We start from the raw sequence: 14,882 nt of genomic DNA on the forward strand, positions 1-14,882 counted from the left end.
CCTTTGTCAAAGTTTTCAACTTTGACAAAGGTGATGTACTCACTATTTTTTAGTAAATTCGTGACAGCGAATTACTACTTTTTTATTCTTTTTGATAAATTCGTGTTGATGAATGATGTAAAAAAACCTTTGTCAAAGTTTTCAACTTTGACAAAGGTGATGTACTCACTATTTTTTAGTAGATTCGTGAAGGCGAATTACTACTTTTTTATTCTTTTTAATAAATTCGTGTTGATGAATGATACAAAAAAAACTTTGGCAAAGTTTTCAACTTTGCCAAAGGTGATGTACTCACTATTTTTTAGTAAATTCGTGGTAATGAATGTATTATTTTTACGGAAAAGCATTGATTACGCTTTGAAGAGCGCTATTTTTTCATCTTCTTTGGCACGCATCAATTGGCTGTCGGCTTCGGTTTTGTCTTTGTAGCCACACAAATGAAGGATGCCGTGTGCCATTACGCGCAGAAGTTCGGTTGTAAAGGGGACGTTGAAGTCGCTTGCATTGTCAGCCACGCGCTCCACCGAGATGAAAATATCGCTTGAAAGCGTATTACCCTCGGTATAGTCAAAGGTGATGATGTCCGTGAGGGTGTCGTGGTCAAGATAGGTCTTGTTGATTTCAAACAGGTAGTCATCATTGCAAAAAATGTAGTTGATTTCGCCTAAAATTTTATTTTCAGAATCGATAATGGCGTCAATCCACCTTTGAAAATCAGTTTCGGGCTGGGGCAAGGCAAAATCGGTTTCGTAATTAAATGTAATCATAAAATTCGTGCTGTTAGATGCCTTGCAAAAGTAGCAAAAAAACGCATTATTGCAAATAAATTTTCAGATTATAAAATAAAATAATACATTTGCCCAAAAAAGAAATATGAAAATAATAGCATTCGGCGCAAGCACTTGCACGACATCCATAAACCAAAAGCTGGCTCAATTTGCAGCCAAGCAATTTGACGGGGATATTGAAATTTTAGACCTGCGCGACTATCAGTTTCCGCTGTATTCGGTAGATGTTGAAAACGAAATCGGGTTACCTGAAAAGGCAACGGAATTGCTTCATAAATTCCAAACGGCTGATTTGATAATCATCTCACTTGCCGAGCATAACGGGGCGTACACGGCGGCGTTTAAAAATACGTTTGATTGGGTAACGCGCGTGAATATGAAGTGTTTTGCCGGAAAGAAACTCTTCTTGCTGGCGACATCACCCGGAGCCCGAGGAGGGCAATCGGTCTTGGACATTGCCGCTGCGCGCTTTCCTTTTCACGGCGGGGAAGTCATCACAACCTTTTCATTACCTGCTTTCAATGACAACTTCTCTGAAACGGAAGGGATTACCAATGCCAAGTTAGCCAAAGAATTTGCCGTTGAAGTTGAAAAAGTAAAGGCAGTTTTATAAAAAAGTAAGACAATTAATCGCTTAGGAAACATATAAGTCCTGTTCGCTTTCCTGATTATGATGATTCTCATTTTAATCAAGAAAACGAACGGGATTTTTAATTGCATCAAGATTTACAGGATGTTAAAAAGTTAAACGGACGCATTATTTTTAGCTATTTTTAACCAAAAAAGAAAGCTGTTTTTCTTGGCTCACAGCCTAAAAATACTATTCGTGGCAATTTTTTATATCTTCAAACAGATAGATTTAGCAATATTTATAAATAATATCGCCTTTTTATTACTAAAAGATAAAAAAATGAAGTAACTTTGCCAAAAAAATTAACAAAAACACAAAACAATACCATTTTATTTATTCCGTAATTTTTAATCTTATATTATAATGAAAATGAGAAATTTATTTTTAGTTGTATGCACTGCTTTCGCCTTAACGATTCAGGCGCAAGATGTTTCAAAAGCCTTGCAAGTGGGCGATAAAGCACCGGATTTCACCTTAAAGAATGCGCAAGGCAAAAGGGTTCGGTTGTATTCACTTTTAGAGAAAGGAAACGTTGTAATGACTTGGTATCGCGGTGGTTGGTGTCCGTACTGCAATGTGGCTTTGGGTCAGCTGCAAGAAAAGTTACCTGAATTCAAAGCGTTGAACGCTACGTTAGTGGCACTCACGCCCGAATTACCCGACCATAGTTTGTCCACCCAAGAGAAAAACAAGCTTGAATTTGAGGTGCTTACCGATCTAAACAACGATGTGGCAAGGCAATACGGCATTGTTTTTAAATTGGACGACCAAACCGCACAGCGCTACGAGCAGGCATTGCATTTAAGCAGCCGCAACGGCACAGACTCATCGGAATTACCCGTTCCGGCAACGTATGTGCTTGATAAAAATGGGGTTATTCGATATGCTTTTGTTCATCCTGATTATAAAAAGCGCGCCAACCCCGATGAAGTGCTTCAAGCTTTGAAAGAAATTCGGCAATAAGGCGTTTGTTTATTGTAACAATGCCATATTAATGTTAAATTTCTGTAAAAACATTGTAATCGTAAAATGTTTCATTCAAAATACAACCAAATTTTAAAGTGGTTGTTATGCGTTCAAAACAAGTTACAAAAGGTTATTTATTTAGAATTTATATAAATTACACCAAAACGAAACAAGTTTTTTGCAATTGATGCAATATGTCATACTTTTGTGCTTGAAAAAGTGAGTTTTTCAGAGTAAATTCAACAAGAAAATATTAAATAATATATTTTAATATGAAAAAGGTTAAAAACCATAATTCATTAATTGTCAGTTTTTTTGGTTATTTGTTGTTGGCGCTGTTTTCATCTCCAACATTTGCGCAAGGTGATCCGGTTAAGGGTGAAACGTTGTTCAAAACCAACTGTATGGCTTGTCACCAGTTGGATAAGCGTGCCGTTGGACCTGCTTTGGGCGGCGTTACTGAGCGCAGAGAAAACGAGTGGCTTCATAAATGGATCAATAACAGTGCAGCATTAATCGCTTCGGGTGATGCCGATGCAAAAGCTATTTTTGAGGAATTTAATCAAGTTCCGATGGCACCCTATGAGGGGATTCTTTCACATCAGGATATAGAAGACATCTTGGCGTACACGGCTAATCCGCCGGCGGTGCAAGAGGAACCCGCCGAGGAGGAAGTACCTGTAATTTTAGAGAATCCGGAAGTTGCCAAGGAGCGGTCGGTAACCTATGTTACTACTATAATAGGTGTGGTTGTGTTGCTGATTGCTTTGTTTGTGGTGATGTTCTTGCTGGGCAATGCTTCGCGCATTGTTGCCAGTGGCGGTATCACGGCAGAAGAATTTGCCAAACGCAAAGAAGGGCTTTTAACCAAGGCTTTTGTTGAAAATCCTTTCTTGGTGCTGACAGCCGTTTCAGTGTTGCTTTTCGGTTCAACGTATGCCATTTTTGGTTACCTGATGCAAATTGACGTGAACCAAGGCTATGAGCCGATTCAGCCGATTCACTTCTCACATAAAATTCACGCAGGTGACAATCAAATTGACTGTAAACTCTGTCACTCGGCGGCTCGCGTTTCAAAAACCGCCGGAATTCCGTCGTTGAACGTTTGTATGAACTGCCACGAAACCATTTCAGAGTACAAAGGAGTTCAAGATGTGGCGAACGGCTACACGCGTGAGTTCTACACCAATGAAATTAAGAAATTATACGAGGCTGTGGGTTGGGACGAAAAGACTTTCAAATACACAGGGGAAACGAAACCGGTTCGTTGGGTTCGTATTCACAACTTACCCGATTTTGCTTACTTCAATCACTCACAACACGTAACAGTGGCTGGGCTTGAATGTCAGCAATGTCACGGAAAAGTAGAAGAAATGGAAATCGTGCATCAGCACGCACCACTCACGATGGGCTGGTGTGTGGATTGCCACCGCCAAACAGAAGTGAACGTGGATAACGGGTACTACCAAAACTACAAAGAAGTTCACGCCGAATTGGCTAAAAAGCTAAACGTAGAGAAACTTACCATTGCACAACTTGGTGGTTTGGAATGTGGTAAATGTCACTACTAATTTTCAATTATTATTAAAAGAGTTAAATTTCAGATATAACTAAACTATGGCATCAAACAAAAAATACTGGAAAAGTGTTGAAGAACTTAATGAAAATTCAGTCTTAGATACACTGAAACAGAATGAGTTTGTGGAAGAAATTCCCGTTGATGAGTTCTTAGGGGATAAGGCTACGCTTGAAGCCTCGTCAACCTCACGACGTGATTTCTTAAAATATATAGGTTTTACTACGGCGGCAGCTACTTTGGCAGCCTGTGAAGGACCTGTACATAAGGCGGTTCCGTATGTGGTGCTTCCTGAACAGATTCGTCCCGGAGTGGCTGATTATTACGCAACTACCATCGCTGACGGATTTGATTTTGCCAGCGTATTGGTAAAAACGCGTGAGGGTCGTCCGATTTTTATAGAACATAATCGCGAAGCCAAAGCTAATTGTGAAGCAAACGCAAGGGTTATGGCTTCTGTACTGAGTTTATATGACAGCTTGCGTGTTAAAAATCCGATGGCTAAGGGCGGTACTTCCGTTTCGTGGGCTGATTTGGACGCACAAGTAATCAAAAATTTAGAAAAAGCAACCCAAACAGGGAAGCAAATCGTGGTATTGAGCCACACTTTGGCAAGCCCTTCAACCTATAAATTAATTGAAGGATTAAAGGAAAAATATCCTACTTTGAAATTGGTGGAATATGATGCCATTTCAGAGGAAGCAACCCTGAATGCCTTTGAAAAAAAATATGGCGTGCGTGCAATGGCTGATTATGACTTTGCCCAAGCCGACGTAATCGTTTCATTCGGAGCTGATTTTATTGCCGATTGGCAAGGTGGCGGTTTTGAGGGAGCGTATGCACAAAAACGTATTCCGAAAAACGGAAAAATGTCAAAACATATTCAATTTGAAGCGAATATGACTTTGACTGGAGCCAATGCCGATACGCGTGTGCCGCTTACGCCATCACAACAAAAAGTAGCTTTGGCAAAATTCTATGGATACCTAACCGGAACTTCGGTTGGTGGTGAATTACCTGAAAAAGCGGACGCTGCACTTAAAAAAGCGGTTCAAACCGTGAAAAAAGCAGGAACAAAAGCGGTAGTAGTTACGGGAATTCAAGACGAAAACGCACAACTTTTGGCATTGGAAATCAACCAAAAACTACAAAGTGAGGCGTTTAAGCCATTTACTCCGATTAAGGTGCGAAAAGGAAATACGTCCGAGCTTAAAAAACTCATCGCCGATATGAATAGTGGCAACGTAGGCGTGTTGATTATCAACAACCTAAATCCGCTATATACATTGCCAAATGCTTCTGAATTTGCAACTGCTTTGGAAAAAGTGGAATTATCGGTTTCTTTCTCAATGAAAGCCGATGAAACGGCAATCAAAACGCATTATATCGCCGCTGCGCCACATTATTTGGAGTCGTGGGGTGATGTGGAATTCAAACAAGATTATTATGCACTGACCCAGCCGACTATTCGTCCGCTATTTGATACGCGCCAACTTCAAGATGCGCTGTTAAAATGGTCAGGTTCAGATAAAACCTATTACGATTTTATCAAAGAGAACTGGAATGCAACCATTCTCGGTGGAGCCAAATGGGATAAGGCACTTCATGATGGTGTTTTCATTGCTTCGGTGGAACGGGAAGCGCCTATGGTGAATGAAATTTCAGTAGCCGAGCCGTTGGCAAATCTTTCAAAATTGTCTTCAAATGGTTTTGAATTAACACTTTACACTAAAACGGGAATCGGAGACGGACAGCAAGCCAACAACCCTTGGTTGCAGGAACTTCCTGACCCTATCACCCGAACTACTTGGGATAATTACGTTACAATGTCAGCTGCTGATGCCAAAGAATTGGGAATCAAAAACTGGCACGTAGCAACGGGCGCTTTGGATGGGAATTATGCCGAAATTACAGCCAATGGTGTAACTATTAAGGCTCCTGTGCTTATCCAGCCGGGGCAAGCCAAAGGTTCGTTAGGTTTGGCTTTCGGTTACGGAAAAGTAGAAGGAATGAAAAAAGAGATGCAAGTTGGGGTGAATGCCTACAAGTTGTATCACGATTTCAAAAACGTTCAAAACGTAAAAATCCAAAATGCTGGCGGAACGCACGAATTTGCTTGTGTTCAGTTACATAACACTTTAATGGGTCGTGGTGATATTCTGAAAGAAACTACTTTGGCTGATTTTAATGCAAAATCGGCTGAGGAATGGAATAAAAAACCGGTAGTTTCGTTAGACCACAAAGAAGTGAAAGCCAGCAGTATTTCACTTTGGGAATCGTTTGATCGTACAATGGGGCATCATTTTAATTTGTCAATTGATTTGAATGCTTGTACGGGTTGCGGAGCTTGCGTAATCGCTTGTCACGCAGAGAATAACGTTCCGGTTGTGGGCAAGGAGGAAGTGCGTCGTTCGCGCGATATGCACTGGTTGCGTATTGACCGTTACTACTCATCTGACGATACTTTTGCGGGTGATTTACAAACCAAAGAGGGTATTAAAGGATTGAGTGCAGCACTTTCAACTTATGGCGAAATGGAAATCGCTTCAGAAAATCCGCAAGTGGCTTTCCAACCTGTTATGTGTCAGCATTGTAACAACGCTCCTTGTGAAACGGTTTGTCCGGTTGCGGCAACCTCACACGGACGTCAGGGGCAGAACCATATGGCATACAACCGTTGCGTTGGTACGCGTTACTGTGCCAATAACTGTCCATACAAAGTGCGTCGTTTCAACTGGTTCTTATACAACGGAAATGACGAGTTTGACTTCCATATGAATGACGATTTGGGACGAATGGTACTAAATCCTGACGTAGTGGTTCGTTCACGTGGGGTAATGGAAAAATGTTCGTTCTGTATTCAGCAGACTCAGGCGGTAATCTTAAAGGCTAAAAATGAAGGTCGTGCGGTTCGTGAAGGTGAGTTCAACAATGCTTGTGCTTGTTCGGCTGCTTGTGGAACAGGAGCGATGGTGTTCGGTGATATCAATGAGAAAAACAGTGAAATCGCTAAGTTGGTAGCCGATGACCGCGCTTATCACTTGCTTGAACATATTGGAACCCGCCCTAATGTGGTGTATCAAGTGAAAGTAAGAAACACCGAAGATGTTTAAAATCCGTTAAGATGAAAAGAGTTTCATTTGTATTACTTTTCGTATTGTTTTTGGCTTCTTGTTCAGGGACAAAATCGCCCGAATTACAGCGTTTAGAAGCCCGAGAGCAAATTTTGAAGTTGAACACCGAGCTTACCAATCTGAAAATAGAACTTGAAAAAGAGCGAATTGCCAATGAAAGTTTAAAATCAGACGTGGAGCAAGCCAATAGCAAAGCAGATAAAAAAACAGCCAGTTTTTCTTCTGCCGATGCAGGGATATCTTCTGCCAAAGATGCCAAACAAGCGCAAAAGGCTTTAAAAAAAGCCGAAAAAGCGAACCGAAGTTTGGCAAAAAGCAACAAGAAAATGCAGAAGATTGAGCGAAAAATTGAAAAAGTTCAACATAAAATTGACGGACTCAATAAAAAAGTAGAGTTCGTTGATAATCAAGGAAAGTAGTACTTTTATAGAAAAACTTGATAATTGAGAAATAAAAGTTTAATTTTTAAATAGTTAATAACAAATATGGCATCGCATTACGAAGCACCTATACGAAAACCCTTAGTAACGGGCGATAAAAGCTATCACGATGTTACCGTTGATATTGCACGCCCTGTGGAAGGTAAAGCAAACAAAATGTGGTGGATCGTGTTTTCCATTTCATTGGTGGCTTTCCTTTGGGGATTAGGAAGTATGATTTACACCGTGTCAGTAGGTATTGGTACGTGGGGATTAAATAAAACAGTTGGTTGGGCTTGGGATATCACCAACTTCGTTTGGTGGGTTGGTATCGGTCACGCCGGAACGCTTATTTCGGCAGTACTTTTATTGTTCCGCCAAAAATGGAGAATGGCAATTAACCGTTCGGCAGAGGCTATGACGATTTTCTCGGTAGTGCAAGCTGGTTTGTTCCCGCTTATCCATATGGGACGACCTTGGTTGGGTTACTGGGTAATGCCTATTCCGAACCAATTCGGCTCGCTTTGGGTGAACTTTAACTCGCCACTTCTTTGGGACGTGTTCGCTATTTCAACCTATCTTTCGGTGTCGTTAGTATTCTGGTGGACAGGACTTTTGCCCGACTTTGCAATGCTTCGTGACCGTGCCGTGAAGCCTTTCCAAAAGAAAATATACAGCTTGGTGAGTTTCGGCTGGAGCGGAAGAGCCAAAGACTGGCAACGCTTTGAGGAAGTATCGCTTGTTTTGGCAGGTTTGGCAACGCCTTTGGTACTTTCGGTACACACCATCGTATCGTTTGACTTTGCTACCTCCGTAATTCCGGGTTGGCATACTACCATCTTCCCGCCGTACTTCGTGGCAGGTGCGATTTTCTCGGGCTTTGCGATGGTAAACACGCTTTTGATTATAATGCGAAAAGTGTGTAATTTTGAGGATTATATCACCATTCAACATATTGAATTGATGAACATCGTGATTATGATTACGGGGTCAATCGTGGGGTGTGCCTACATTACGGAACTTTTCGTGGCTTGGTATTCAGGCGTTGAGTATGAGCAATATGCGTTTTTAAATCGTGCTACTGGACCTTACGCTTGGGCATACTGGATGATGATGACCTGCAACGTGTTCTCGCCGCAATTTATGTGGTTCAAAAAACTCAGACGAAGCATTATGTTCTCATTCATCATTTCATTGGTGGTAAACGTGGGAATGTGGTTTGAGCGTTTTGTGATTATCGTAACTTCATTACACAGAGACTATTTGCCTTCTTCTTGGACGATGTTCTCGCCTACGTTTGTCGATATCGGAATTTATATCGGAACTATTGGTTTCTTCTTCGTGTTGTTCTTGTTGTACGCACGTACCTTCCCGGTAATTGCACAAGCCGAAGTGAAGTCAATCTTGAAATCTTCCGGAGAGAAATACAAAAAATTAAGAGATAATAACCCTAATCATCACCATTAATTATGAATCAGAAAGTAATACACGCATTATATAACGATGATGATGTTTTAATGGCTGCCGTTAAAAAGGTGCGGGCAAAAAATCATCAGATTTCGGAGATTTATACGCCATTCCCCGTTCACGGATTGGATAAAGCAATGGGGCTGAAACCGACACGTATTGCCATCGCAGCTTTCATTTACGGCTGTATCGGGCTTACCATTGCCACGCTGATGGTCAATTATATAATGATTGAAGATTGGCCACAAGATATCGGTGGGAAACCCAGTATGACCTTCCTGCAAAATATGCCGTCATTTGTGCCGGTAATGTTTGAGATGACCGTCTTTTTTGCGGCTCACTTAATGGTAATTACGTTTTATATGCGAAGCAAACTGTGGCCTTTCAAACAAGCCGAAAACCCTGATGTAAGAACAACCGATGACCACTTTTTGATGGAATTGGCTGTAACCGAAAGCAATGTAGGAGAAGTAACAACTCTTTTGAAAGAAACAGGAGCTGTTGAAGTTAAAATAGCAGAAAAATAAGAGGTATGAAAAATATAGTTAAAATAGCTTTACTTAGCAGTGTGTCATTGCTTGCCACATCGTGCTTTAACAAAGAAAAACCGAACTATCAGTTTATGCCGAATATGTACGAAAGTGCAGGATATGAAACCTATCAAGAGGTTGATAACGGGGTTTTTAAAGGGAATATGGAAGCACAATTGCCTGTGGAAGGAACTATCAAAAGAGGCTGGCAACCCTATAACTACCCTGATACGCCGGCAGGATTGCTTCTCGCCAAAGAAGAATCAAAAAATCCGTTGTTGGCTGATTCTCTTAACATCACATCGCATTTGGATAACGGAAAGGCATTATACGACATCTACTGTGCAGTTTGCCACGGCGCAAAAGGCGACGGTAAGGGGATTTTGGTGGAAAGAGGCAAATTTGCGGGCGTTCCCAGTTATGCCGACAAAAACCGTGTGATTACCCAAGGCGGTACGTATCACGTGATTTATTACGGGCTCAATGCAATGGGCTCGTACGCCTCTCAAATTAACGAAAAAGAACGTTGGCAAGTGGCTTTGTATGTTGAAAAGCTACGTGATGACTTGGTAAAATAATTTCCCAAAAGAAAGATTTTAGATTATGTACACATTTTCAAATAAATTAAAACTCAGTGCCATAATTCTTATGATTGTAGGAATTATCGGAATTATAGTAGGCTTTTCAACGGTTCCACATACAGCTGAAAATGAACACATTTTGCATATGTTGCACAACAAACCTTGGGCAGCGGTGTACGTGGCAGCGCTTTTCTTTATGCTCATTTCGTTGGGCGTATTGGCGTTTTATGCCATCAACCGTGCGGCACAAGCGGGTTGGTCGCCCGTTTTGTTCCGAGTGATGGAAGGCATTACGGCTTATTTGCTTCCCGGCGTGTTGATTGTTTTCGTGTTACTCGTGCTTTCAGGTATGCACATCAATCACCTTTTTGTGTGGATGGACGAAAAAGTAGTAGCCAATGATGCGTTACTACAAGGCAAACAAGGTTATTTGAACGTTCCGTTTTTCTTGGCACGTGCAGCCTTTTTTATGCTCGGTTGGGTAATTTACCGCTATGTTTCCAGACGCTTATCCATTGCTGAGGATACCGCCACCGACCATCGTCCGTTTGTGAAGAACTTCAAATGGGCAGCGGGCTTTTTGGTATTTTTCTTAGTATCAGAGTCAATGATGGCTTGGGACTGGATTATGAGCCTTGATCCGCACTGGTTCAGTACGCTATTCGGTTGGTATGTTTTTGCGAGTTTCTTCGTTTCGGGGATAACCGTTATCGCGCTAACAACTATCTATTTGAAAAGCAGAGGCTATTTGGAATACGTCAATGACAGTCACTTACACGATTTGGCGAAGTTTATGTTCGGTATTTCAATCTTCTGGACGTATTTGTGGTTTTCGCAATTCTTATTGATTTGGTACTCAAATATTTCAGAAGAAACTGTTTACTACGTAGCCCGTATTAGAGATTATAAAGAATTGTTCTTCGGAATGTTGCTTTTAAACTTTATTTTCCCGTTGCTTGTGCTTATCAACACTGACTACAAACGTATCAGCTGGTTGGTTTTTGCAGCAGGTATCGTGATTTTAATCGGGCATTATATTGACTTTTACGTGATGATTATGCCGGCTACGGTTGGCGACCAATGGAGCTTTGGCATTACCGAAATTTCGGCGGTACTTTTCTTCTTGGGGCTTTTCATCTTTGTGGTATTTACCGCCCTTACCAAAGCACCGCTACTGGCAAAAGGGAATCCGCTTATTGAAGAAAGTAAGCACTTCCATTATTAATTTGCTTCTAAATTATATATAAAAATTGTTGATACTAAAATACGGCTTTCGAGCCGTATTTTTTTGTTTGCTCCTCGTCTATTATTTTTTTGGGACACGTGCGTTTTTACACAGCTCAACATCCCTATTTTTTGAAAAATACGCTTCCAGAAAAATTTTCTGACGTGCGGCATAACAAAAACGTACGTCTCCGTGAAATTTTCCTGACGTAAGGAAATTTATTTCTTGACGTCAAGAAATTTTTTTTCGCACGTCAAGAAATTTACAAACGTACGTACTGCAATTTTTATCCGCACGTGCGAAAATTTTCGGCTAAAAGATAGTTTTATAATCTACATAAGTTTAAAAAATCAGAAAATATTTCTTTTAAGAAAACTGCCTTCCGTGTGGATAAATATACTCGGAAGCCGTATTTATAACTTCCTTTTTACTATCTTTGCAAGCAGAGAAGCAAGCAGGTAATTTTGAATGCGTTTGGGTAAGAAACGACTCAGATTCGCATCGTTTTTTAGCTTCTTGTCTTATTTTATAATTTCCATCGCTAAAAAAATGAAAACCACAGAAATACTCATCAAAGGAGCAAAGCTCCACAATTTAAAAGACATTACCGTTGGCATTCCGCGTAATAAGTTGGTGGTTATTACGGGTTTATCGGGTTCGGGCAAGTCCAGTTTGGCATTCGATACGCTCTATGCCGAAGGGCAACGCCGTTACGTGGAAAGCCTCTCCTCGTACGCACGCCAGTTTTTGGGCAGGCTTGACAAACCGAAAGTGGACAACATTGTGGGCATCGCTCCCGCCATCGCCATTGAGCAAAAGGTTAATACGTCTAACCCGCGTTCTACGGTCGGGACGTCCACCGAAATATATGATTACCTGAAATTGCTCTTTGCCCGCATCGGCAAAACGTACTCGCCCGTTTCCGGAAAGGAAGTAAAAAAACATTCGGTTACCGATGTGGTTGATGCCGTTTTGAGCTATCCGGAGCGTACCAAGTTGCTGCTCTTGTCGCCCGTTCACATTGCCGAAGGCAGAAAAACGCCCCAAGTGCTTCAACTGCTGTTGCAACAGGGCTATGTACGCATTCAGCATAAGGGAGCAATTATCCGTATTGATGAAGCCGATTTAAGCAGTATCGATTCTGATTTTCTGTTAGTTATCGACCGAATTATCGTACAACACAACGACGATTTTAGCCATCGGTTGGCTGATGCGGTGGATACGGCTTTTTTTGAAGGCAAAGGCGAGTGCATTATTGAGGAAGTAGAAACCCGTAAACAACTCACGTTCAGCAATAAATTTGAGTTGGACGGCATTGAATTTTCAGAGCCGAACGTGCATCTGTTCAGCTTTAACAATCCGTATGGAGCTTGCCCGAAATGCGACGGTTACGGCGATACCATCGGGCTGGATGAGGAGCTAATCGTCCCGAACACAGCCCTTTCCGTTTACGATAATTGTATCTATCCGTGGCGGGGCGAAACGATGGGTTGGTATCGCGACCAGTTGGTTTTGAACGCTTACAAGTTCGACTTCCCCATTCATAAACCGTGGTTTGAACTCACCAAGGCGCAAAAAAAATTAGTTTGGGACGGCAACAAATTTTTCACCGGACTGACGGATTTTTTCAAGGAACTGGAAGAAAAAAATTACAAAATACAGAATCGCGTTCTGTTGGCACGTTACCGCGGGAAGACCCGATGCAACGAATGCGACGGCAAACGCCTACGAAAAGAAGCTGACTATGTGAAGATTAACGGAAGGAGCATTTCTGATTTGGTGGATATTTCCATAGAAGAATTACAAAGTTTCTTTAAGGAATTAACGCTTTCGGACTATGAGCGAAACATCGCCCGCCGTTTGTTGTTGGAAATCGAAAATCGCTTGCAGTTCCTGTCAGATGTCGGGTTGAACTACCTGACACTCAACCGAAAATCAAACACGCTTTCGGGCGGAGAAAGCCAGCGTATCAACTTGGCAACTTCACTGGGCAGCAGTTTGGTAGGCTCAATGTACATTTTGGACGAACCCAGCATCGGTCTGCACCCGAAAGATACCGAAAAACTCATCGGCGTACTCAAATCATTACGTGATTTGGGCAATACCGTGATTGTGGTGGAGCACGATGAAGACATTATGAAAGCCGCTGATTACATAATCGATATTGGTCCCGAAGCCGGAACGCACGGCGGGGAAGTGGTGGCACAAGGCACGTATGCCGAAATTCTGAAAGCGGATTCGCTCACGGGCAAGTACCTCAGCGGACGAATGCACATCGACCTTCCAAAGGAACGACGTACTTCGCCGCATTATATCACGCTTTTGGGCTGTCGGGAAAACAATCTGAAAAACATCGACGTTACACTTCCGCTGGATATGCTCACGGTGGTAACGGGCGTTTCGGGCAGTGGCAAATCAACGCTCATCAAACAGATTTTATATCCGGCGATGCTTAAAGAGCTGGATATGAACACCGAAAAAGCAGGGCAGTTCTCGAAGCTCGAAGGCAAGTACAAGCACATTCAGTCGGTGGAGTTTGTAGATCAGAACCCGATTGGCAAGTCCTCGCGTTCCAATCCGATAACGTATATTAAGGCGTATGACGACATTCGCAACCTTTATGCCGCACAAAAATTGGCGAAGTTGCGTAACTTTCAGCCAAAACACTTTTCGTTTAACGTGGACGGCGGGCGTTGCGAGGTGTGCAAAGGCGAAGGCGAGGTTACCATTGAAATGCAGTTTATGGCGGACGTGCACTTGCTTTGTGAGGCTTGCCACGGACAGCGTTTCAAGAAGGAAGTGCTGGAAGTAACCTTTGAAGGGAAGTCCATTTCCGATTTGTTAAACACCACTATTGACGATGCCATTGCGTTTTTTGACAAGCATAAGCAACAGAAAATCAGCACAAAACTAAAACCGCTGCAAGATGTGGGACTGGGCTACGTAACGCTGGGGCAATCTTCATCAACGCTTTCGGGTGGGGAGGCGCAGCGCATCAAGCTGGCTTCGTTTTTGGCGAAGTCGGAAAGCAAAGAGAAGGTCTTGTTCATTTTTGACGAGCCTACTACGGGCTTGCATTTTCACGATATTGGCAAGTTACTCGCTTCGTTTCAGGCACTTATAGCGAAAGGGCATTCGATTATCGTCATCGAGCACAATTTGGAGATGATAAAGTCCGCCGATTATGTGCTTGACTTGGGGCAAGACGGCGGCGACAAAGGCGGGCAACTCATCGCACAAGGCACCCCCGAAGAAGTAGCCCGAAATTCAGCAAGTTACACGGGTGCGTATTTGAAAAAAGTGTTGTTTCCGTGAGAAAAAACGCACGTGCGGAAAAGAAAAAATGCACGTCTATAATTTATAGGCACTTATTCAGCAGCAGACATTTCGGTTTACAAATGATTAAAAACATAAATTTTTAGAAACGAAAAAACAGTACAGATTTTGAAAATCTGTACTGTTGGTTTATTAAATAACGTCAGTTCGATTTAAGCTGCGATTCTTTTTTGGTCAACGATGTCTTGATGCAAGTTTATCGAAGGTTTTTTATCGAAGAAAGAAAAGG

11 protein-coding genes are annotated in these 14,882 nt (G+C 42.0%); 10 read left to right on the forward strand and 1 reads right to left on the reverse strand.

The window, feature by feature from the left end; genetic code table 11:
• Positions 1-350: 350 nt before the first annotated feature.
• The gene (gene ybeY / locus Q4D72_RS10850; RefSeq protein WP_303075604.1) at positions 351-767 is read right to left on the reverse strand and encodes an rRNA maturation RNase YbeY; all 417 of its coding nucleotides are present in this window, start codon (positions 765-767) and stop codon (positions 351-353) included.
• Positions 768-873: 106 nt separating this feature from the next.
• Here ybeY and Q4D72_RS10855 point away from each other — a divergent pair, with 106 nt between their 5' ends.
• The 10 genes from Q4D72_RS10855 to uvrA all read left to right on the forward strand — a co-directional run bounded on the left by Q4D72_RS10855 (position 874) and on the right by uvrA (position 14,632).
• Positions 874-1,401, forward strand: coding sequence for an NADPH-dependent FMN reductase (locus Q4D72_RS10855; RefSeq protein WP_303075603.1), 528 nt, complete (start codon positions 874-876; stop codon positions 1,399-1,401).
• Positions 1,402-1,788: 387 nt separating this feature from the next.
• On the forward strand, positions 1,789-2,382 hold the full coding sequence (locus tag Q4D72_RS10860; RefSeq protein ID WP_303075602.1) for a peroxiredoxin-like family protein: 594 nt from the start codon (positions 1,789-1,791) through the stop codon (positions 2,380-2,382).
• Between the two features lie 275 nt (positions 2,383-2,657).
• Positions 2,658-3,956 (forward strand): c-type cytochrome, encoded by a 1,299-nt coding sequence (locus Q4D72_RS10865; protein WP_303075601.1) that lies wholly within the window; start codon positions 2,658-2,660, stop codon positions 3,954-3,956.
• Between the two features lie 46 nt (positions 3,957-4,002).
• A complete protein-coding gene (locus Q4D72_RS10870) occupies positions 4,003-7,074 on the forward strand; it encodes a TAT-variant-translocated molybdopterin oxidoreductase (protein WP_303075600.1) in 3,072 nt (1,023 codons plus the stop codon).
• Between the two features lie 11 nt (positions 7,075-7,085).
• Positions 7,086-7,514, forward strand: a complete 429-nt coding sequence (locus Q4D72_RS10875) for a SlyB protein (RefSeq protein ID WP_303075599.1) — start codon at positions 7,086-7,088, stop codon at positions 7,512-7,514.
• Between the two features lie 66 nt (positions 7,515-7,580).
• Entirely contained in the window at positions 7,581-8,981 is a 1,401-nt protein-coding gene (nrfD, locus tag Q4D72_RS10880; RefSeq protein ID WP_303075598.1) for an NrfD/PsrC family molybdoenzyme membrane anchor subunit, read from the forward strand.
• 2 nt (positions 8,982-8,983) lie between these two features.
• Positions 8,984-9,508: a DUF3341 domain-containing protein gene (locus Q4D72_RS10885; RefSeq protein WP_303075597.1), complete on the forward strand. Its 525-nt coding sequence runs from the start codon at positions 8,984-8,986 to the stop codon at positions 9,506-9,508.
• Between the two features lie 5 nt (positions 9,509-9,513).
• Positions 9,514-10,089 carry a cytochrome c gene (locus Q4D72_RS10890; protein ID WP_303075596.1) on the forward strand — a complete coding sequence of 192 codons (576 nt, stop codon included), beginning with the start codon at positions 9,514-9,516 and terminating at the stop codon, positions 10,087-10,089.
• Between the two features lie 25 nt (positions 10,090-10,114).
• Complete coding sequence (locus Q4D72_RS10895; RefSeq protein WP_303075595.1) at positions 10,115-11,317, forward strand: quinol:cytochrome C oxidoreductase; 1,203 nt, start codon at positions 10,115-10,117, stop codon at positions 11,315-11,317.
• 549 nt (positions 11,318-11,866) lie between these two features.
• A complete protein-coding gene (gene uvrA / locus Q4D72_RS10900) occupies positions 11,867-14,632 on the forward strand; it encodes an excinuclease ABC subunit UvrA (protein ID WP_303075594.1) in 2,766 nt (921 codons plus the stop codon).
• Positions 14,633-14,882 lie beyond the last annotated feature (250 nt).

The sequence above is a fragment of the Capnocytophaga sp. genome, assembly GCF_030532915.1.
Lineage (GTDB): Bacteria > Bacteroidota > Bacteroidia > Flavobacteriales > Flavobacteriaceae > Capnocytophaga.

Excerpts from the sequence above, each read along its gene's own strand:
- ybeY (WP_303075604.1), bottom strand. The coding sequence starts at position 767 with ATGATTACATTTAATTACGAAACCGATTTTGCCTTGCCCCAGCCCGAA.
- Q4D72_RS10855 (WP_303075603.1), top strand. The coding sequence starts at position 874 with ATGAAAATAATAGCATTCGGCGCAAGCACTTGCACGACATCCATAAAC.
- Q4D72_RS10860 (WP_303075602.1), top strand. The coding sequence starts at position 1,789 with ATGAGAAATTTATTTTTAGTTGTATGCACTGCTTTCGCCTTAACGATT.
- Q4D72_RS10865 (WP_303075601.1), top strand. The coding sequence starts at position 2,658 with ATGAAAAAGGTTAAAAACCATAATTCATTAATTGTCAGTTTTTTTGGT.
- Q4D72_RS10870 (WP_303075600.1), top strand. The coding sequence starts at position 4,003 with ATGGCATCAAACAAAAAATACTGGAAAAGTGTTGAAGAACTTAATGAA.
- Q4D72_RS10875 (WP_303075599.1), top strand. The coding sequence starts at position 7,086 with ATGAAAAGAGTTTCATTTGTATTACTTTTCGTATTGTTTTTGGCTTCT.
- nrfD (WP_303075598.1), top strand. The coding sequence starts at position 7,581 with ATGGCATCGCATTACGAAGCACCTATACGAAAACCCTTAGTAACGGGC.
- Q4D72_RS10885 (WP_303075597.1), top strand. The coding sequence starts at position 8,984 with ATGAATCAGAAAGTAATACACGCATTATATAACGATGATGATGTTTTA.
- Q4D72_RS10890 (WP_303075596.1), top strand. The coding sequence starts at position 9,514 with ATGAAAAATATAGTTAAAATAGCTTTACTTAGCAGTGTGTCATTGCTT.
- Q4D72_RS10895 (WP_303075595.1), top strand. The coding sequence starts at position 10,115 with ATGTACACATTTTCAAATAAATTAAAACTCAGTGCCATAATTCTTATG.
- uvrA (WP_303075594.1), top strand. The coding sequence starts at position 11,867 with ATGAAAACCACAGAAATACTCATCAAAGGAGCAAAGCTCCACAATTTA.